Source organism: Saccharopolyspora terrae (assembly GCF_004348435.1).
Taxonomy (GTDB): Bacteria; Actinomycetota; Actinomycetes; order Mycobacteriales; family Pseudonocardiaceae; genus Saccharopolyspora; species Saccharopolyspora endophytica.
In genome coordinates this window covers 1-19,200 of record NZ_SMKS01000055.1, presented here as the reverse complement: position 1 = coordinate 19,200, position 19,200 = coordinate 1, and the positions used below count along the sequence as shown (strand labels likewise).

Annotated in this window: 18 protein-coding genes; 10 read left to right on the top strand and 8 right to left on the bottom strand. The window is 69.5% G+C overall.

What is annotated here, in order from left to right; translation table 11 throughout:
• Positions 1-72 precede the first annotated feature (72 nt).
• Both tal and tkt read right to left on the bottom strand, forming a co-directional pair.
• Entirely contained in the window at positions 73-1,179 is a 1,107-nt protein-coding gene (gene tal / locus E1181_RS24050; RefSeq protein ID WP_132678086.1) for a transaldolase, read from the bottom strand.
• 14 nt (positions 1,180-1,193) lie between these two features.
• A complete protein-coding gene (gene tkt, locus E1181_RS24045; RefSeq protein WP_132678084.1) occupies positions 1,194-3,263 on the bottom strand; it encodes a transketolase in 2,070 nt (689 codons plus the stop codon).
• Positions 3,264-3,743: 480 nt separating this feature from the next.
• Here tkt and E1181_RS24040 point away from each other — a divergent pair, with 480 nt between their 5' ends.
• Positions 3,744-4,676, top strand: a complete 933-nt coding sequence (locus tag E1181_RS24040; protein ID WP_132678082.1) for a heme o synthase — start codon at positions 3,744-3,746, stop codon at positions 4,674-4,676.
• Positions 4,677-4,787: 111 nt separating this feature from the next.
• Here the strand turns inward: E1181_RS24040 and E1181_RS24035 are convergent, their stop codons facing one another.
• On the bottom strand, positions 4,788-5,756 hold the full coding sequence (locus E1181_RS24035) for a quinone oxidoreductase family protein (protein WP_132678080.1): 969 nt from the start codon (positions 5,754-5,756) through the stop codon (positions 4,788-4,790).
• 183 nt (positions 5,757-5,939) lie between these two features.
• Here E1181_RS24035 and E1181_RS24030 point away from each other — a divergent pair, with 183 nt between their 5' ends.
• Both E1181_RS24030 and E1181_RS24025 read left to right on the top strand, forming a co-directional pair.
• Positions 5,940-6,257, top strand: coding sequence for a hypothetical protein (locus E1181_RS24030; protein ID WP_132678078.1), 318 nt, complete (start codon positions 5,940-5,942; stop codon positions 6,255-6,257).
• A 99-nt stretch (positions 6,258-6,356) separates the two neighbouring features.
• Complete coding sequence (locus tag E1181_RS24025) at positions 6,357-6,860, top strand: GbsR/MarR family transcriptional regulator (protein WP_235876999.1); 504 nt, start codon at positions 6,357-6,359, stop codon at positions 6,858-6,860.
• A 196-nt stretch (positions 6,861-7,056) separates the two neighbouring features.
• Here the strand turns inward: E1181_RS24025 and E1181_RS24020 are convergent, their stop codons facing one another.
• From E1181_RS24020 to mptB, 5 genes are all read right to left on the bottom strand, one after another.
• Positions 7,057-8,007 (bottom strand): COX15/CtaA family protein, encoded by a 951-nt coding sequence (locus E1181_RS24020; protein WP_207922284.1) that lies wholly within the window; start codon positions 8,005-8,007, stop codon positions 7,057-7,059.
• 62 nt (positions 8,008-8,069) lie between these two features.
• Positions 8,070-8,915: an SCO6745 family protein gene (locus tag E1181_RS24015; RefSeq protein ID WP_132678076.1), complete on the bottom strand. Its 846-nt coding sequence runs from the start codon at positions 8,913-8,915 to the stop codon at positions 8,070-8,072.
• A 131-nt stretch (positions 8,916-9,046) separates the two neighbouring features.
• Entirely contained in the window at positions 9,047-9,838 is a 792-nt protein-coding gene (locus E1181_RS24010; protein ID WP_408010535.1) for an ABC transporter permease, read from the bottom strand.
• Positions 9,835-10,767: an ABC transporter ATP-binding protein gene (locus E1181_RS24005; protein WP_132678074.1), complete on the bottom strand. Its 933-nt coding sequence runs from the start codon at positions 10,765-10,767 to the stop codon at positions 9,835-9,837. The genes E1181_RS24010 and E1181_RS24005 overlap by 4 nt, the downstream gene beginning before the upstream one ends.
• A gap of 11 nt (positions 10,768-10,778) precedes the next feature.
• Positions 10,779-12,356, bottom strand: a complete 1,578-nt coding sequence (gene mptB / locus E1181_RS24000; protein ID WP_132678072.1) for a polyprenol phosphomannose-dependent alpha 1,6 mannosyltransferase MptB — start codon at positions 12,354-12,356, stop codon at positions 10,779-10,781.
• An 85-nt stretch (positions 12,357-12,441) separates the two neighbouring features.
• On the opposite strand from mptB, the gene E1181_RS23995 reads away from it, so the two are divergent.
• Genes E1181_RS23995 through E1181_RS23965 form a run of 7 tightly spaced genes read left to right on the top strand, consistent with a single transcriptional unit; the run spans position 12,442 to position 18,918 of the window.
• The gene (locus tag E1181_RS23995; protein WP_132678070.1) at positions 12,442-13,260 is read left to right on the top strand and encodes a helix-turn-helix transcriptional regulator; all 819 of its coding nucleotides are present in this window, start codon (positions 12,442-12,444) and stop codon (positions 13,258-13,260) included.
• Positions 13,257-14,714 carry a Fe-S cluster assembly protein SufB gene (gene sufB, locus E1181_RS23990; protein ID WP_132678068.1) on the top strand — a complete coding sequence of 486 codons (1,458 nt, stop codon included), beginning with the start codon at positions 13,257-13,259 and terminating at the stop codon, positions 14,712-14,714. The genes E1181_RS23995 and sufB overlap by 4 nt, the downstream gene beginning before the upstream one ends.
• Before the next feature lies 1 nt (position 14,715).
• On the top strand, positions 14,716-15,900 hold the full coding sequence (gene sufD, locus E1181_RS23985; protein ID WP_132678067.1) for a Fe-S cluster assembly protein SufD: 1,185 nt from the start codon (positions 14,716-14,718) through the stop codon (positions 15,898-15,900).
• 54 nt (positions 15,901-15,954) lie between these two features.
• Complete coding sequence (sufC, locus tag E1181_RS23980; protein ID WP_132678065.1) at positions 15,955-16,728, top strand: Fe-S cluster assembly ATPase SufC; 774 nt, start codon at positions 15,955-15,957, stop codon at positions 16,726-16,728.
• A complete protein-coding gene (locus E1181_RS23975; protein WP_132678063.1) occupies positions 16,725-18,023 on the top strand; it encodes a cysteine desulfurase in 1,299 nt (432 codons plus the stop codon). Before sufC ends, E1181_RS23975 begins: the two co-directional genes overlap by 4 nt.
• A 21-nt stretch (positions 18,024-18,044) precedes the next feature.
• Positions 18,045-18,485 carry a Fe-S cluster assembly sulfur transfer protein SufU gene (gene sufU, locus E1181_RS23970; protein ID WP_132678062.1) on the top strand — a complete coding sequence of 147 codons (441 nt, stop codon included), beginning with the start codon at positions 18,045-18,047 and terminating at the stop codon, positions 18,483-18,485.
• Between the two features lie 31 nt (positions 18,486-18,516).
• A complete protein-coding gene (locus E1181_RS23965; protein ID WP_132678060.1) occupies positions 18,517-18,918 on the top strand; it encodes a metal-sulfur cluster assembly factor in 402 nt (133 codons plus the stop codon).
• The last annotated feature ends 282 nt before the right edge of the window (positions 18,919-19,200 follow it).

The window sequence follows — 19,200 nt, the reverse complement described above, 5'->3', positions numbered from 1 at the left end:
ATTCTCGCCGATCCGGGCCGGTGCGACATGACGCCGCACCGGCCCGGACCGACTCAACGCACGTGGCGTTACTTACTTGGCCTGCTCCAGCTGAGCGGCGACCGTGTCCAGGAGTTCGGTCCAGGACTTCTCGAACTTGTCGACGCCTTCGGTTTCCAGGGCGGTGAAGACGTCGTCGAGGTCGATGCCCGCGGCGGCGAGGTCGTCGAAGACCTTCTGCGAGGCCTCGGCGGTGCCGCTGACCAGGTCACCGCGCACGTCAGCGTGGTCGGCGGTGGCCTGCAGCGTCGACTCCGGCATGGTGTTGACCGTGTTCGGCGCGGCGAGCTCGTCGACGTAGCGGGTGTCGGAGTAGGACTTGTCCTTCACCCCGGTCGAGGCCCACAGCGGGCGCTGCGCCCGAGCACCCTCGGCCTGCAGCGCCTTCCAGCGCTCGGAGGAGAAGACCTCCTGGTAGGCGGCGTAGGCCAGGCGGGCGTTGGCGATCGCGGCCTGCCCGCGCAGCGGGTGGCCCTCCTGCATGGCGTCCAGCCGCTTGTCGATCTCGGTGTCCACGCGGGAGACGAAGAACGACGCCACCGACTCGATCGAAGCGAGGTCGTGGCCGTTAGCCTTGGCCTGCTCCAGACCGGCGAGGTAGGCGTCCATGACGGCCTTGTAGCGCTCGACGGAGAAGATCAGGGTCACGTTGACGCTGATGCCCTCGGCGATCACCTTCGTGATCGCCGGCAGGCCCGCCACCGTGGCCGGGATCTTGACCATCAGGTTCGGCCGGTCCACGGCCTTCCACAGATCGATCGCCTCGGCGACCGTCTTGTCGGTGTCGTGCGCCAGCCGCGGGTCGACCTCCAGCGACACCCGCCCGTCGACACCACCGGTCTGCTCGTAGACGTCGCGGAAGATGTCCGCCGCGTCCCGTACGTCCGCGGTGGTCAGCTCGCGGATGGTGTCGTCCACGCTCGCACCGCGCGCCGCGAGGTCCTTGACCTTGTCGGCGTAGTCGGCGGCGTTGGACAGCGCATTGGCGAAGATCGTCGGGTTGCTCGTGACCCCGACGACCGCCTGGTCGGTGATCAGCTGGGCCAGGTTGCCCGAGCTGATGCGATGGCGGGACAGGTCGTCCAGCCAGATCGAAACTCCGGCCTCGGTCAGGGCCTTGAGGTTCGCGTTGGTCGTCACAGAAATTCCTCCGCTCACGCCTGCTTGGCGTTGCTCAGGCTGCGTCGAGCAGCTGCGACAACGGCTTCGGTGGTGATGCCGAACTGCTCGTAAAGGGTCTTGTAGTCGGCGGAAGCGCCGAAGTGCTCCAGCGAGACCGACTCACCGGCGTCCTTGACGAACCGGTACCACGGCATGGCGATGCCGGCCTCGACCGAGACGCGGGCCTTCACCGAGCTCGGCAGCACCGACTCGCGGTACGCCTCGTCCTGGGCGTCGAACCACTCGACGCACGGGAACGACACGACGCGGGTGGCCACGCCCTCGGCTTCCAGGGCCTGGCGGGCCTCGACGGCCAGCTGGACCTCGGAACCGGTCGCCATCAGGATCAGCTCGGGGTTGCCGTTGGTGGCGTCGGCCAGGACGTAACCGCCCTTGGCGACGCCGTCGGCGGTCACGCCCTCCAGCGTCGGAACGCCCTGGCGGGTCAGCGCCAGGCCGGCCGGGCCGCTGGGGTTCTCCAGGATCGTCTTCCACGCGGCGGCGGTCTCGTTGGCGTCCGCCGGGCGGACCAGCGAGAAGCCGGGGATCGCGCGCAGCGAGGCGACGTGCTCGATCGGCTGGTGCGTCGGGCCGTCCTCGCCGAGGCCGATGGAGTCGTGCGTCCAGACGAAGATCGACGGGACCTTCATCAGGGCCGCCAGGCGCACCGCCGGACGCATGTAGTCGCTGAACACCAGGAAGGTGCCGCCGTACGGGCGGGTGCCGCCGTGCAGCGCGATGCCGTTGAGGATCGCGCCCATGGCGTGCTCGCGGATGCCGAAGTGCAGCGTCCGGCCGTAGGGGTTGGCCGACCACGCGTCGGTGGAGATCGACTCCGGACCGAACGAGGGCTGGCCCTTCATGCTGGTGTTGTTGCTCTCGGCGAGGTCCGCCGAACCGCCCCAGAGCTCGGGCAGCACGTCGGCCAGCGCGTTGAGGACCTCACCGGAGGCCTTGCGGGTGGCGACGCCCTTGCCGTCGGCCTCCCAGCTCGGCAGCTTCTCCTGCCAGCCGGCCGGCAGCTCGCGGGTGGCCAGCCGGTCCAGCAGCGCCTTGCGCTCCGGGTTGGCCGAGGCCCACTTGTCGAAGGCGACCTGCCACTCGGCGTGCGCCTGCTTGCCGCGCTCGACGACCTCGCGGGCGTGCGACAGGACCTCGTCGGTGACCTCGAAGGACTGCTCCGGGTCGAAGCTCAGCGCCTTCTTGATCTCGGCGACCTCGTCGCCGCCCAGCGCGGCACCGTGGGCCTTGCCGGTGTTCATCTTGGTCGGAGCCGGGTAGCCGATGACCGTGCGCAGCACGATCAGGGTCGGGCGGGCCGTCTCGGCCTTGGCGGACTCGATGGCCTCCAGCAGACCCTGCACGTCCTCACCGCCGTGGACGGTGAGCACCTGCCAGCCGTAGGACTCGTAGCGCTTGGCGGTGTCCTCGGTCAGCGCGATGCCGGTGTTGTCCTCGATGGAGATCTCGTTCGCGTCGTAGATCACCGTGAGGTTGCCCAGCTGCTGCACGCCGGCCAGCGAGGACGCCTCGGAGGTCACGCCCTCCTCGATGTCGCCGTCGGAGGCGATCACGTAGATGTGGTGGTCGAACGGGCTCTCGCCCGCGCCGGCCTCCGGGTCGAACAGACCGCGCTCGCGGCGCGCGGCCATCGCCATGCCGACGGCGGTCGACAGGCCCTGGCCCAGCGGGCCGGTGGTGGTCTCCACACCCTTGGTGTGCCCGTACTCGGGGTGACCCGGGGTCAGCGAGCCCCACTTGCGCAGCTGCTTGAGGTCCTCGAGCTCCAGGCCGTAGCCGGAGAGGAACAGCTGCACGTACAGCGTCAGGCTCGAGTGCCCGGCCGACAGCACGAAGCGGTCGCGGCCGATCCACTCGGGGTCGGTGGGGTCGTGCCGCATGACGCGCTGGAACAGGGCGTAGGCGGCGGGCGCGAGGCTCATCGCCGTGCCCGGGTGTCCACTTCCGCAGTTCTCCACCGCGTCGGCGGCGAGCACGCGCGCGGTGTCGACGGCGCGCTGATCCAGCTCGGTCCAGTCGTTGGGCAGTCGCTTGGTCGTCAAGCGGGCAAGGTCGTCGGTGACGGACACGGACGCAGCTCCAGTTTTCCTTCGGCGGTATTTCCCTCAACGCGGCGAACGGTCCACTGGACCGATTCGAACCGCAGTTATCCCTCGTCCGTCGGGCAGCCTAGTCTCTCCGGATCAGGCGCCCGGCGGCCCGTTGAGAAACGGTGCAGACCCCCTGCTGACCAGCCTCGACCTGCGAGGACCGTTCCTCAGGCGATGGGGGTGCCGGCGATTCGTCGACCAGCGTGCACGAGAACCGGTCTTCGCGCTGCTGAACCGCCGGAACGCGGCTGATCGCCGAACGGTTCCAGTTTAGCCCGTGACCCGTGTGAACAGGCGCACTCGCACCCGCGCGGAATCGGCTTCTGTAGCGCGACTACTATTGCCTAACGGTTCGGTTCCGTTCTTCGGGAACCGGTGGGAGCGTGACTCGGCAAGTGCGGGGAGTGTCATGTCGTCGGTGAGCGCAGCGTCGTGACCACCGCCGCGCACCTCTCCGGTCAGCCCGCCCGCAAGGCCGCTGACCTGCTCAAAGCCTATCTGGGGCTGACCAAGCCGCGGGTCATCGAGCTGCTGCTGGTCACCACCATCCCCGCCATGCTGCTGGCCGTGCGCGGCATCCCGTCGCCCTTCCTGGTGCTGGCCACGCTCGTCGGCGGAACCATGGCCGCGGGCAGCGCCAACGCGCTCAACTGCGTGGTCGACTCCGACATCGACCAGGTGATGAAACGCACGCGGGCCCGGCCGCTGGTGCGGCACACGGTGTCCAACCGCCACGCGCTGATCTTCGGCATCGCGCTGGGCGCCGGCTCGTTCCTGGTGCTGTGGGCGGCCACGAACCTGCTGGCCGGCGTGCTCGCCGTGGCCACGATCCTGTTCTACGTCTTCATCTACACGATGGTCCTCAAGCGGCGGACCGCGCAGAACATCGTGTGGGGCGGCGCCGCCGGTTGCATGCCGGTGGTGATCGGCTGGGCCGGGGTGACCGGGCGCATCGACTGGCCCGCGCTGGTGATGTTCGGCGTCGTGTTCTTCTGGACGCCGCCGCACACGTGGTCGCTGGCGATGAAGTACAAGGACGACTACGAGCGCGCCGGTGTGCCGATGCTGCCGGTCGTGGCGAGTCCGACCGCGGTGTCCCGGCAGATCGTGCTGTTCACCTGGCTCATGGTGATCTGGACGCTGCTTCTGGTCCCGGCCACCGGCTGGCTCTACACCGCCTTCGCCCTCGTCTCCGGCGCGTGGTTCATCGTGCTGGCCCACCGCTTGCACGCGGCCACCAAGCGCGGCGTGCCGACCAAGCCCATGCGCCTGTTCCACATGTCCAACACGTACTTGATGATCGTGTTCGTGGCCCTCGCGGTGGACTCGGCCCTGAGCCTCCCGGTCCTCGGCTGGCCCTGGTGACCCCCTGACCAGCCACTGCACGCCCGACCGCGGGGCAGGATCCGAATTTCGCGCGAAATTCGACCCCGAAAGTTCGGGCTCGAATTTCGCGCGAAGTTCGACGAGGGCTGGTCAGGGGACGATGAGGAGCTTGCCGGTGGTCCGGCGGCCTTCGAGGTCCTCGTGGGCCTTGCGGGCGTCGGTCAGCGGGTAGGTGCCGCCGATGCGGATGTTGATCGCGCCGCTGGCGATCCAGTTGAAGACGTCGCCCGCGCGCCAGTCGAGCTCCTCGCGGTTGAGGAGGTGGTGTCCCAGCGACGGCCGGGTCAGGAACAGCGAGCCACCGGAGTTCAGGCGCTGCGGGTCGACCGGCGGCACCGGGCCGCTGGAGGCGCCGAAGAGCACCAGCGTCCCGCGCGGGCGCAGGCTCGCCAGGCTCGCCTCGAACGTGGACTTGCCGACGCCGTCGTAGACCACGTCCACGCCGCGCCCGTCGGTGAGATCGCGGACCTCGGCGGCCACGTCGGCCTGCGTGTAGCGGATGATCTCGTCGGCACCGGCCTCGCGCGCCAGCCGCTCCTTCTCGTCGGTGGACACGGTGCCGATGACGTTCGCGCCCCTGGACTTGATCAGCTGGGTCAGCAGCAGCCCCATGCCGCCCGCCGCCGCGTGGACCAGCACGGTCTCCCCGGTCTTGACCTCGTGGGTCGAGTTGATCAGGTAGTGCGCGGTCATGCCCTGCAGCATCGCCGCAGCGGCGACGTCGGCGGCCACGCCCTCGGGGACCTTGACCGCCGAGCTCGCCGGGACCAGCGTCTTCTCGGCGTAGCTGCCAGGTGCCATCGCCCACGCGACCCGCTCGCCGACCGCGAACCCGTCGACGTCCTGGCCCACCGCCACGATCTCGCCCGCGCCTTCCGAGCCCGGGGTGAACGGCAGCTGCATCGAGTACAGGCCGCTGCGCTGGTAGGTGTCGATGAAGTTGACCCCGGCGGCGGCGACGTCGACCAGCAGCTGACCCGGGCCGGGCTCGGGCACCTCGACCTCACCGAGTTCGAGGACCTCCGGACCACCGTTGGTCGCCACCCGAATCGCGCGCATCTGTCTTCTCCTTCGCAGGGCTAGCTTCATGGCCGTCAGGAGCAACGCGACGGCCGCCGTCGATCATCCCGCCCACGTCCACCGCCTCCCATCTTCGGGTGCGAGCCGCTGGAGCGCCCGAGATCGAGTGTCGTGCGCAACGACCGGTTCTGCCCCGGGGCTGAACCTGTTTAGGATCCCGGCATGACAGCCGAGAAGGACACCGAGCAGAGCACCGCGCCGACACCGAAGGCCCTGGCAGTGGCCAAGGCGTTCGTCGCCGACCACGGTGGGTCGGCCCGCACGGTGGTGGAGAACATCGGCCGTGCCGGCGCCCGGGTGGTGCTGATCGGCGAGGACGGCCGCCTCGGCGACGTCATGGTCACCAGTCCCGCCGTCGGCGAGGCCCTGGTGGAGGCCGTCGACGGTCTGACCGCCAACGAGTGGGATTCCGAGACCACCGCGGCCCTGAAGATCGGCGCCGCTCACCGCCGCAAGATGGCCGGCCGGAACGCCGGCTGACCTGGCACTTCCGGACACGCCGCGGTCACCGGCTGGTCGAGTCGTTCGCTGTGGTTTATGTTTTCAGCGGATACTGAACTCGATGTAGAGGGAGGCGGCGTGTCCGAGGCCGAGGAATACCTGCAGCGCACCGACCGGCCCGCCATGTCGGAGTGGATCGAGCAGATGGCGGCCCACTTCGAAGCGACCGAGGGAATGCCGCTCATCGCCGGCCGCATCCTCGCGTTCCTGCTGATCTGCGACCCGCCGGAGCGCACCGCCAACGAGCTCTCCCACGCCCTGGCCGCCAGCACCGGATCCATCAGCACCAACGTCCGCCTGCTGATGCGCCTCGGCGTGATCTCCAAGACCACCCGCCAAGGCCGGGAAGCCGCCCTCTACCAGGTGGAGGAGGACCGCTGGCCGGCGCTCGTGCGCCAGCGCATGGAGCGCGTCACCGACCTCGAGGAGCTCACCGCCACCGGCCTGCGCATGTTCAGCGGCCAAGGCGAACGAGCCCGCCGCCTGCGCACCGTCAACGAGTTCTACAAGTGGCTCTCCGGGGAGATGCCAGAGCTGTGGCGGCGCTGGGAAAGAGAAGGCAAACCCAAACTGAAGTTCTAGGCGATGATGGGTGGTCGCTCTGCTTGGCGGTGCGGGTGGCGGAACCTGAGCGGCTTCGTGGACTCCGTGCGCCGCTCCTGATGTATGTCCAGTCCAATACACGGCGTCCCGGCGTACTCGCCACGAAGCCGCTCAGAACCCGCGGCGGTGCCGGCTGCCAGGGTGGTGAAGGAGAATGCGGCTCCGCCGCATGCTCCTAGACCGCCACGGAGTGCTGGGGTTCGGCGACCTCTGGGTGGGGGAGAGGGCCGCGGTTGCGGGACTCGGTCCAGAGGATCGCTGTTGTGATGATCACGCAGGTGGCGGCGGCGACGTGCAGCACGACCAGGACCTCCGGGACGCCCAGGAAGTACTGGACCGAGCCGATCGCGCCCTGGACGAGGACCATCGCGCACGCCGCGACGTAGGCCTTGATCAGCGCCTTGGTGGGCCGCGCCGAGCGCAGCCACACGCCGAAGACCGCCAGCAGCAGCACGTAGGCCATCACCAGCAGGCCGTGCAGCTGCACCAGGGTGGCCACGGCGAAGCCCAGGCGAGGCGTGTCCGGATCACCCGCGTGCGGACCGGCGGCGGTCACCAGCGTTCCCGCCACCAGCACCGCGGCGGTGACCACGAGCAGCGCCACCAGCAGGCGGCGCATCGGCCGGGTGACCACGGCCAGCGGGGCCCGGTCGCCCTCGGTGGTGGCCTTGACCAGCACCGAGGCCAGCCAGATCAGGACCGCCGAGGCCATGAAGTGCACCGAGACGCTCCACCAGGCCAGATTCACCAGCACCGTCAGGCCGCCGATGATCGCCTGCGCGACCACGCCCAGCGGCATGATCAGCGCCAGCAGCACCAAGCGCTTGCGGTGGGGGCGGCAGCGCCACGCGGCCACCAGGCAGGCCAGCGCGATGAAGCCGACGACACCGGTGAGCAGCCGGTTGCCGAACTCGATCACCTGGTGCAGGACGGCGACCTCCGCGTGCGGCATCGGGACCATGCTGCCCGGGAAGCACTGCGGCCAGGTCGGACATCCCAGTCCGGAGCCCGTCACGCGGACGGTCGCACCGGTCACCGAGATCAATGCCTGCGTCACCAGCACGGCGATCGCGAGGATTCGCACGGTGCGCGGTGACGGGCGGGAGATCCAAGTAGGTAGCGCCACAACCGAATGGTATTCGGCGCCTCGGATCACCCCGCCCGCAGGTCACGCCTGTGAAAGCTCGATCACTTGAACAGCCCGGCAGGCAGGGCTCCTGCTTCGGCGAGGGCCTTGCTGAGCTTGCCGCCCTTCTCGACCAAGGTCGCGGTGCGCTCCTCGCCGAGGTGCTGCCACGGGGCCAGGGCCATCTCGTCGGTGCGGAGCTCGATGGACTCGCGGAACTGCTTGCCCTCCTCGGTGAGCTCGCCGTCGGCGTCGATCAGACCGCGCTCCCGCAGCTGCTCGTCGGCCTCGGCCCACTCCTGCTCCGACCACTCGCGCAGCGTGCGGGCGGCCTCCGGGGTGAACCCGCCGCGCATGGTGCTGTGCAGCACCAGCGACTGGATGCCGGAGATGCCCGCCTGCTGCAGGGCGGCGATGTGGCCGTCGCCGCGGAACTCGCGCAGCAGCGTGATCGCGTGCCACAGCTTCAGGTGCGGGGTCTCCGGCCAGTCCAGGTCGGCGTGCGCGGCGTAGAGCGGCTTGCCGTCCGGGAGACACGCCTCGGAGGCGATCCGCGCCAGCTCCGCGCACTCCACGACGTCCTCGGACGCCAGCACCTCGTCGCCGAGCAGCCGGTGGTACGCCGCGTCCACGGCGTCCAGGCGGGCGTCGAGCACCTCGGCGGGGGAGACGATGTCCCAGGCGGCCGGGATCGACTTGGCGACCGAGACCGGGTTGAAGTTGTAGAAGGTCGCCGCCACCACACCGGCGCCGACCGGACCCATCGCGGCGGAACGTCCCGCGTAGTAGCTCATCCGGCCGGGCTTGAGACCGAGCTTGGTGAACCGGTCTTCGGCCTCCGGGGCGAAGTAGATCATCGCGTGGAGCAGTTCGAGGGATGCCTTGGCATGCCGAGCGATCTTCGTCATGCCCGCCACTTTAGAAGGAACAGCGGCCCTTTCCGCCCAGCGGTGTCAGCAGCGCGACCTCGACTCCGGGAGCGTCGGACGCGCGGCGTCGCGGCCGTCCTCGCCGGCGGAGGACGCCCTTCCGGGTTCCCTCAGGTCAGCCGGGTCGTGCGGAGCGCCGTCGCTCCGCAGGCGACGCCCCAGGCGAGCAGGACCAGGATCGGCTGCGCGCCCGGCAGGGCGCTGTGGACCAGGACGGCGTCGAGCGCCTCGGCGAGCGCGCCCGAGGGCAGGAACCCGGCGATGACGGCGAGCGGGCCGGGCAGGTCGTCGGCGGGCAGCGCCAGGCCTCCGGCCAGCAGCAGCACGAACCAGATGGCGTTGGCCAGCGCCAGCACGATCTCCGGGCGCAGCGCGCCGCCGACCAGCACGCCGGCCGCGCCGAAGGCGAGCGTGCCCAGCACCAGCAGCCCGATGCCGGGCAGCAGCCCGGTCAGGGCCGGTGACCAGCCCAGGAACAGCGCGGTCACGCTCAGCACCACGGCCTGCAGCGCCACGACCAGCAGGGTGGCCAGCACCCGGCCGGAGATGAGCGTCCAGCGCGGCAGGGCTGTGGCCGAGAGCCGCTTGAGCACGCCGTAGCGGCGGTCGAAGCCCAGCGCGATGGCCTGGCCGGTGAAGGCCGTGGACATCACCGCCAGCGCCAGGATCCTCGGCATCACCGAGTTGACCCGGGGTTCGGGCAGGTCGCCGATGTGGATCGTGCTCATGCCGATGAGCAGGGCGATCGGGATGATCAGCGTCAGCAGGGCCTGCTCGCCGTGCCGGACGATCAGCAGCGTCTCGATGCGGGTCTGGGCTGCCAGCATCCGCAGCGGCCTGCCGCGGCCGGGGGAGGGGGAGAAGGTTCCGGCGGGGAACCGGTCACCGAGCTCGGCGGTCACGATCGAAGCTCCCGTCCGGTCAGGTCCAGGAAGACGTCCTCCAGGCTGCGGCGGGTCACCCGCAGCTCCTGGGCCAGCACGCTGTGCTGGGCGCACCAGGCGGTCACCGTGGAGACCACCTGCGGGTTGATCTCGCCGCGCACCACGTAGTCGCCGGGCCGCAGCTCCTCGGCGTTGTAGCCCTCGGGCAGCGCGGCCAGCAGCAGGTCCAGGTCCAGCGCGGTCTGCGAGCGGAACCGGAGCTCCTGCTTGCCGTCGGCGGGTGCGGTGAGCTCTTCGGCGGTGCCGTCGGCGACCGCGCGGCCGTGATCGACGATCACCACCCGGTCGGCCAGCGCCTCGGCCTCGTCCATCAGGTGCGTGGTCAGCAGCACGCTCACGCCGTCCCGGCGCAGCGCCGCCACCAAGTCCCACACCATGCGGCGGGCCTGCGGGTCCAGCCCGGCGGTCGGCTCGTCGAGGAACACCAGCTCCGGCCTGCCGATGAGCGCGCAGGCCAGCGACAGGCGCTGCTGCTGGCCGCCGGAGAGCCGCTTGTAGGAGGTCCGGCGCACCGATTCCAGCCCGAGCACCTCCAGCAGCCAGGCCGGGTCGAGCGGGTCGGCGGTGCACGCGGCGACGAGGTGCAGCATCTCCTCGGTGCGCACGCCCGGGTAGGCGCCGCCGCCCTGCGGCATCACGCCAATGCGGGGTCGCAGCTGCTCGCCCTGGGTGTGCGGGTCGAGGCCCAGGACGCGGACCTCGCCGCGATCGGGACGCTGGAAGCCCTCGCAGATCTCCACCGTGGTGGTCTTGCCCGCGCCGTTGGGACCCAGCAGCGCGAGCACGCTGCCGCGCGGCAGGCACAGGTCGAGGCCGGCGACCGCGGTGGTGTCCCCGAAGCGCTTCTCCAGCCCGCGCAGCAGGACGGCCGGACTCTCGTTGCTCACGGATTCACAGCCTATTGCGTGACGGGCCGAACACGGCCGAGGGTGGGCCAGAGGGCGGGCATGCGCTTCCTCACCAGCAGCAGGATGATCGCGAAAGCGACGAGCGCGGCGATCACGGCGAGCGGGACCTGGTAGGCGCGCAGCAGGAATCCGGCCCCGGTCGGCGGGACCACCAGGGACACGGCCGCGCAGATCACCGTCGCGGTGACCCGGAACCGGGAGCTGTTGGTCGACAGCGCCAGCGGCACCACCGACCACAGCAGGTACCAGGGCCACAGCACCGGCACCGCCAGCGCCAGCGTGAGGAACGTCGCGCCCATGGCCACCAGCGGCTGGATGCGCCCGCGGAACGACAGCCACAGCATCCACAGGCACGCGGCGGCCACGATCAGGTAGCCGATGATCTTGGTGATGGCCAGCATCGCGTCGGTCTGGTTGCCCAGCCCCAGCAGCGTGGACACCCCGCCGCCGGTCATGCCGAACGCGGTCAGCGGGGCCATGAAGGTCTTGACCCGGTTGGGCACGTCGAAGGTGTCGATCCAGCCCAGGCCCCAGCCGCTGCCCACGGTGATCACGGTCATGGTCGTGAGGAACACCGCACCGAGCAGGCCGCCGATGCGGAACAGGTCGCGCCATCGACCGCCCTGCAGCAGCACCAGGCAGATGCCGAAGAAGCCGAGCGCGATCCAGCCCGGTGGTTTGATCGCACCGGCGATGGTCAGCAGCACGCCGGCGGCGACGGTCCCCGGGATCGACTGGAACCGCAGGCCCAGCTCGATGGCGGTCAGCATGATGCCGACCATCAGCGCCTCGTTGTGCATGCCGCTGATCACGTGGAACAGCACGATCGGGTTGGCCACGCCGAGCCACAGCGCGGCGGCCGGGTGCACGCCGCAGCGGCGGGCCAGCCGCGGGATCGCCCAGATCGCCAGCGCCAGGCCGCACAGCATCACCACGCGCCAGAGCAGCACCCCGAAGATCACGTTGTCGCCGATGATCCGCGAGATGAGCTGCCCGAACATCAGGAACAGCGGCCCGTAGGGCGATGGGGTGTCGCGCCAGATGTTGGGCACGTTGCTGGTGAACGGGTGGTCCACGCCGAGCCCGATGACCGGGCTGACCAGGTACGGGTTCAGCCCGCGCGCGGCCACCTCGCTCTGCGCGAGGTAGCTGTACATGTCGGTGCTGAACAGCGGTGGGCACAGCGCCAGCGGCAGGGCCCACATCGCGGCGGTGCGCGCCAGCTGGCCGACGGTGAGGATGCGCTCGCGTCCGGGCAGGCACAGCCGCCCGAGCCACAGCCAGGCGGCGATGATCATCAGCATCCCGAGCCAGCAGATGGCCATCGCCACCGTGGGCATCCGGGTGAGCAGGCCGAGCAGGCGGGCGCCGTAGAGCGGGTTGATCACCGGGTTGGCGCCTGCGCCGAACGCTCCGGCGGCCAGGATCAGAGATCCGGTGGTGCCGAAGCGACGGATGTGGTCGAGCTGCCTCCGTTCGGCATGGTCGATCGGCAACGTGCTGGTCCGTTCGGAGGAGTCCGACCCGGGGAGCAGCGCCGCCTGGTTCGTCGTTTCGCCTGCAGCCACGAGGACGAAGCCTAATCGCGTGAGTCAGGTCACGTGCCCGCCCCGCGCTCTGGTGCATGCGATCGAAATAGGTAACATTCGTGTTGTGAAAAAGGTCGGGACGTCGAAGCCGACCGCAGCCGCCACCGAGACGGGGCCTGCGGGCCATCTCGGCACGGCTGCGCAAGGCGACGGCCGGACCCGTCACACGGTTGCGCGGTTGCTGCTGGAACGGGGGCCGATCACCGCTGCTGCGGTGGCCGAAGAACTCGGGGTCAGCCCCACCGCGGTGCGTCGGCACTTGGACGTGCTGGTCGCCGAGGGTGAGGCCTACACCCGGGAGTCCTCCCCGCGCGGCCGTCGGGGTCGTGGCCGGCCGGCCAAGCTCTACCTGCTCACCGAGTCGGGCAGGGCGAGGTTCGGGCACGCCTACGACGACCTGGCGGTGGCGGCACTGCGGTTCATCGCCGAACACGAAGGGGAACAAGCGGTGCGCGAGTTCGCCGAGCGGAGGATGGCAGCCCTCGTGGCCCATCACCGCGACGCTCTCGTAGCCGCTCGGACCCCGGCCGAGCGCGCGGAGGTACTGGCCGACGCGCTCACCCGGGAGGGCTACGCTGCCTCGGCGCGCAGCGTCGGAAGCGGCGAGCAGCTCTGCCAACACCACTGCCCGGTGGCGCACGTGGCTGCGGACTTCCCGCAGCTGTGCGAAGCCGAGACGGCGGCGTTCGCCGAAGTACTCGGCACCCACGTGCAGCGGCTGGCCACGATCGCGAACGGTGATGCGGCCTGCACCACGCACGTACCAACCGCGCGGTTGACGGATCCGGGCCAGAGCCCGGACGCCGAACAGACCTCTGCCGGTTCGGTCCCGAAGGACCGGCAGAACACCGCCCCGATTCCTGCTGGAGGGGAGTCCGTATGACTGCCGCTGCGGAGCAGCGCAATCCCACCACCGACGGTTCTGGTCAGCTCACCCAGGAAGAAACCCTGGCGACGCTGGGCAGCTACGAATACGGCTGGGCCGACAACGACGTCGCGGGCGCAACCGCCAAGCGAGGTCTGTCCGAGGACGTCGTCCGCGACATCTCGGACAAGAAGAGCGAGCCCGAGTGGATGCTCGAGACTCGCATGAAGGCCCTGAAGCTGTTCGACCGCAAGCCCATGCCGAACTGGGGCGCGGACCTGTCGGGCATCGACTTCGACAACATCAAGTACTTCGTGCGGTCCACCGAGCAGCAGGCCCAGACCTGGGAAGACCTGCCCGAGGACATCAAGAACACCTACGACAAGCTGGGCATCCCGGAAGCGGAGAAGCAGCGGCTGGTCGCCGGTGTCGCCGCGCAGTACGAGTCCGAGGTCGTCTACCACCAGATCCGCGAGGACCTGGAGGCCCAGGGCGTGCTGTTCCTGGACACCGACACGGCCCTGCGCGAGCATCCGGAGATCTTCAAGGAGTACTTCGGCTCGGTCATCCCGGCCGGTGACAACAAGTTCTCCGCGCTGAACACCGCCGTGTGGTCGGGTGGCTCCTTCATCTACGTGCCGCCGGGCGTGCACGTCGACATCCCGCTGCAGGCCTACTTCCGGATCAACACCGAGAACATGGGCCAGTTCGAGCGGACGCTGATCATCGTCGACGAGGGTGCCTACGTGCACTACGTCGAGGGCTGCACCGCTCCGATCTACTCCAGCGACTCGCTGCACTCGGCGGTCGTGGAGATCATCGTCAAGAAGGGCGGCCGCTGCCGCTACACGACGATCCAGAACTGGTCGAACAACGTCTACAACCTGGTGACCAAGCGCGCCAAGGCCGAAGAGGGCGCGACCATGGAGTGGGTCGACGGCAACCTCGGCTCCAAGGTCACCATGAAGTACCCCTCGGTGTTCCTGATGGGCGAGCACGCCAAGGGCGAGGTCCTGTCCGTCGCCTTCGCCGGCGAGGGCCAGCACCAGGACGCCGGCGCGAAGATGGAGCACCTGGCGCCGCACACCTCCTCGACGATCGTCTCCAAGTCGATCGCCCGCGGTGGTGGCCGCACGTCCTACCGAGGTCTGGTCAAGGTCGCCAAGCGCGCCCACCACTCCTCGTCGAACGTCAAGTGCGACGCGCTGCTGGTCGACACCATCAGCCGCTCCGACACCTACCCGTACGTCGACGTCCGCGTGGACGACGTGACCATGGGTCACGAGGCGACGGTGTCCAAGGTCAGCGATGACCAGCTGTTCTACCTCATGCAGCGCGGTCTGACCGAGGACGAGGCCATGGCGATGATCGTCCGCGGCTTCGTCGAGCCCATCGCGCGCGAGCTGCCGATGGAATACGCACTGGAACTGAACCGACTGATCGAGCTGCAGATGGAAGGGGCCGTCGGCTGAGATGAGCACCACCAAGACCGACGACGCCGCTCAGCACGGCCTCGCCGAGCACTCCCACGGGGGGCCTGTCGTTCCGCAGGCCTCCCGCGGGGAGCGCTTCCGCTCCTACGACGTCGAGGCCTTCGAGGTCCCGGGCGGGCGCGAGGAAGACTGGCGGTTCACCCCGCTGAAGCGGCTCAAGGGCCTGCACGACGGCTCCGCCACCGCCACCGGCAACCTCAAGATCGAGGTCACCGGTGAGGCGACAGTGGAGACCGTGGGCCGCGACGACGCGCGCATCGGCAAGGGCGGCGTGCCCGCCGACCGCGTCGCCGCCCAGGCCTGGAGCGCCTTCACCGAGGCCACCGTGGTCACCGTGCCCAAGGAGACCAAGCTCGCCGGGCCGGTCACCGTCACCATCGACGGCCCCGGTGCGGACCAGGTCGCCTTCGGCCACCTGCAGATCCACGCCGAGCAGTTCGCCGAAGCCGTGGTCGTCATCGACTACCGGGGTTCGGGCACCATCGGCGACAACGTCGAGTTCGTCGTCGCCGACGGCGCGCAGCTGCGGGTCGTGTCCATCCACGACTTCGCCGACGACGCCACGCAGGTCAGCTCCGAGCACGCCACCCTCGGCCGCGACTCGGTGTTCCGCCACTTCGCCGTCACCCTCGGCGGCGACCTGGTGCGCGTGAACACCACCGTCAACTACGCCGACAAGGGCGGCGACGCCGAGCTGCTGGGCATCTACTTCGCCGACGCGGGCCAGCACCTGGAACACCGCATGCTGGTCGACCACAGCGTGGCCAACTGCCGCAGCAACGTGCTCTACAAGGGCGCGCTGCAGGGCAATTCGGCGCACTCGGTGTGGATCGGCGACGTGCTCATCCAGGCCGCCGCCGAGGGCACCGACACCTACGAGCTCAACCGCAACCTGGTGCTGACCGAAGGTGCGCGGGCCGACTCGGTCCCGAACCTGGAGATCGAGACCGGCGAGATCGAGGGAGCCGGCCACGCCAGCGCCACCGGCCGGTTCGACGACGAGCAGCTCTTCTACCTGCAGGCCCGGGGCATCCCGCAGGACCAGGCCCGGCGCCTGGTCGTGCGCGGCTTCTTCGGCGAGCTGCTGCAGAAGATCAACGTGCCCGAGGTGCGGGAGCGCCTCGAGGCCGAGATCGAGGAAGAGCTCGCAGTCGTCGGCGCCTGAGCGCCACGATCGATTCCAGACTTTCGGCACCACACACCAGGAGAACGAGAAGAAATGGCCACCCTGGAGATCAAGGACCTGCACGGTTCGGTCCTCACCGAGGACGGCCCGAAGCCGATCCTCAAGGGCGTCAACCTGACCATCGACTCCGGTCAGATCCACGCCATCATGGGGCCCAACGGCTCCGGCAAGTCGACCCTGGCCTACGCGCTGGCCGGTCACCCCAAGTACCAGATCGACTCGGGCACGGTGCTGCTCGACGGCGAGGACGTCCTGGAGATGTCCGTCGACGAGCGCGCCCGCGCGGGCCTGTTCCTCGCGATGCAGTACCCGGTCGAGGTGCCGGGCGTGTCGATGTCGAACTTCCTGCGCACCGCCGCCACCGCCGTCCGCGGTGAGGCCCCGCAGATCCGGCACTGGGTCAAGGAGGTCAAGCAGGCGATGTCCGACCTGGACATCGACCCGTCCTTCTCCGAGCGCAGCGTCAACGAGGGCTTCTCCGGCGGTGAGAAGAAGCGCCACGAGATCCTGCAGCTGGACCTGCTCAACCCGAAGTTCGCGGTGCTCGACGAGACCGACTCCGGTCTGGACGTCGACGCCCTGCGCGTCGTCTCCGACGGCGTGAACCGCTTCAAGGAGAAGGGTGACAAGGGCGTTCTGCTGATCACCCACTACACCCGGATCCTCAAGCACATCACCCCGGACCGCGTGCACGTGTTCTCCGACGGCAAGGTCGTCGAGTCCGGTGGCGCCGAGCTCGCCGACGAGCTCGAGACCAACGGCTACGTGCGGTTCACCGGCAAGAAGGAGGCGGCCGCCCAGTCATGACCCAACAGCCTCTTCGCACCACTGGTGCGAGCACCCCACTGGACGTGGCGGCCATCCGTGCGGACTTCCCGATCCTCGGGCGCACGATCCGCGACGGAAAACGCATGGTCTACCTCGATTCCGGGGCGACCTCGCAGCGGCCGCGCCAGGTGCTCGACGCGGAGCGCTCCTTCCTGGAGACCTCCAACGCCGCCGTGCACCGCGGCGCGCACCAGCTGGCCGAGGAGGCCACGGACGCCTATGAAGGCGCGCGAGAACGCATCGCGAACTTCATCGGCGTCGGGGATGACGAGGTGGTGTTCACCAAGAACGCCACCGAGGGCGTGAACCTCGTCGCCTACGCCATGAGCAACGCCGCGACGGCCGGGGCGGAAGCCGAGCGCTTCCGCCTCGGCCCCGGCGACGAGGTCGTGGTGACCGAGATGGAGCACCACGCCAACCTGGTGCCGTGGCAGCAGCTGTGCGAGCGCACCGGCGCCACGCTGCGCTGGTTCGGGGTCACCGACGAAGGCCGGCTCGACACCACCGACGTCGCCTCGGTGATCTCCGAGCGGGCCAAGGTCGTGGCCTTCACCCACCAGTCCAACGTGCTGGGCACCGTCAACACCGGCGAGGACATCATCCGCCGCGCCCACGAGGTCGGCGCGCTGGTCGTGCTCGACGCGTGCCAGTCGGTGCCGCACGCACCCGTGGACTTCAAGGCCATGGGCGTGGACTTCGCGGTGTTCTCCGGGCACAAGATGCTCGGCCCCTCCGGGGTCGGCGTGCTCTACGGCCGCTGCGAGCTGCTCGACGCGATGCCGCCGTTCATCAGCGGTGGCTCGATGATCGAGCTGGTGCACATGGAGCGCTCCACGTTCGCCCCGCCGCCCCAGCGGTTCGAGGCGGGCGTGCCGATGACCTCGCAGGTCGTCGGGCTCGGTGCGGCCGTGGACTACCTCAACGAGGTGGGCATGGACCGGGTGGCCGCGCACGAGCACGAGCTCACCGAGACCGCGCTGCGCGAGCTCAGCGCGATCGAGGGCGTGCGGATCATCGGCCCCACCAGCACCGAGCACCGCGGTGGCGCCGTGTCCTTCGTGATCGACGGCGTGCACCCGCACGACGCCGGCCAGGTGCTCGACGATCAGGGCGTGGAGGTCCGCGTGGGCCACCACTGCGCCCGGCCGCTGCACCGCCGGATGGGAATTCCCGCGACCGTCCGGGCGTCGTTCTACCTGTACAACGAACTGGATGAGGTCAAGGCGTTGGTGGATGCGGTGCGCGAGTCGCAGCGCTTCTTCGGGGTTGCCTGACTTTCGACCGAGGATCGCGACATGCAGCTTGAGCAGATGTACCAGGAGATCATCCTGGACCACTACCGCAACCCGCACCGGCACGGGCTGCGGGAGCCGTTCGACGCCGAGTCCTTCCAGGTCAACCCGACCTGCGGGGACGAGGTGACGCTGCGGGTGCGGTTGACCGGCGAGGACGAGAACGCCATCGTCGAAGACGTCTCCTACGCGGGACAGGGCTGCTCGATCAGCCAGGCGGCGGTGTCGGTGCTGACCGACCTGGTCGTCGGCAGGCCGTTGAAGGAAGCCCTGGAAACCGAGGCCGCGTTCAGCGAGCTGATGCACGGCCGAGGCAAGATCGAACCGGACGAGGACGTGCTGGAAGACGGCATCGCCTTCGCCGGCGTGGCCAAGTACCCGATGCGAGTGAAGTGCGCCTTGCTCGGCTGGATGGCCTTCAAGGACGCGGTCTCCCGAGCGTGAGTTCGGTGCCAACAGACTTTCAGGAGGCAATGTGAGCGACGAGACCCAAGTGCAGGACGAGGCGCGCACTGCCGACGCCCTGCCTGAGCAAGCCGCCCCGGCGGCCGAGGTCGCCAAGCTGGAGGACGTCGAGGAGGCCCTCCGCGACGTGGTCGACCCCGAGCTGGGCATCAACGTCGTCGACCTCGGGCTGGTCTACGACGTCCGCGTCGAGCAGGACAACTCCGCGACCGTGGACATGACGCTGACCTCGGCGGCCTGCCCGCTGACCGACGTCATCGAGGACCAGGCCCGCGCCGCGCTGTGCGGCGGACCGGGCGGCGGCCTCGTCTCGGACTTCCGGATCAACTGGGTCTGGATGCCGCCGTGGGGACCGGAGAAGATCACCGAAGAGGGGCGCGAGCAACTACGAGCCCTCGGCTTCACCGTCTGATCTCCGCTCTGTGATTCCCCTGCGTTGCGGTGCGGGTAGCGGAACCTCAGACGTCTTCTGGCTCCGGGATCCGCGACTTGTGTATGGCCAATACACGGCGCTGCGGCTGTCCTCACCAGAAGACGTCTGAGAACGCGCGGCGGTGCGGGTTGCTCAGGTGGTGAAAAGAGAAAGCGGCTGCGCCGCTTGCCTGATGAGGCCCCGGCATTCGTGCCGGGGCCTCTTCGCGTTCAGTAGCCGTAGTGCATCTCCTCGGGGTCATGGGTGGGGAAACCCATGGGC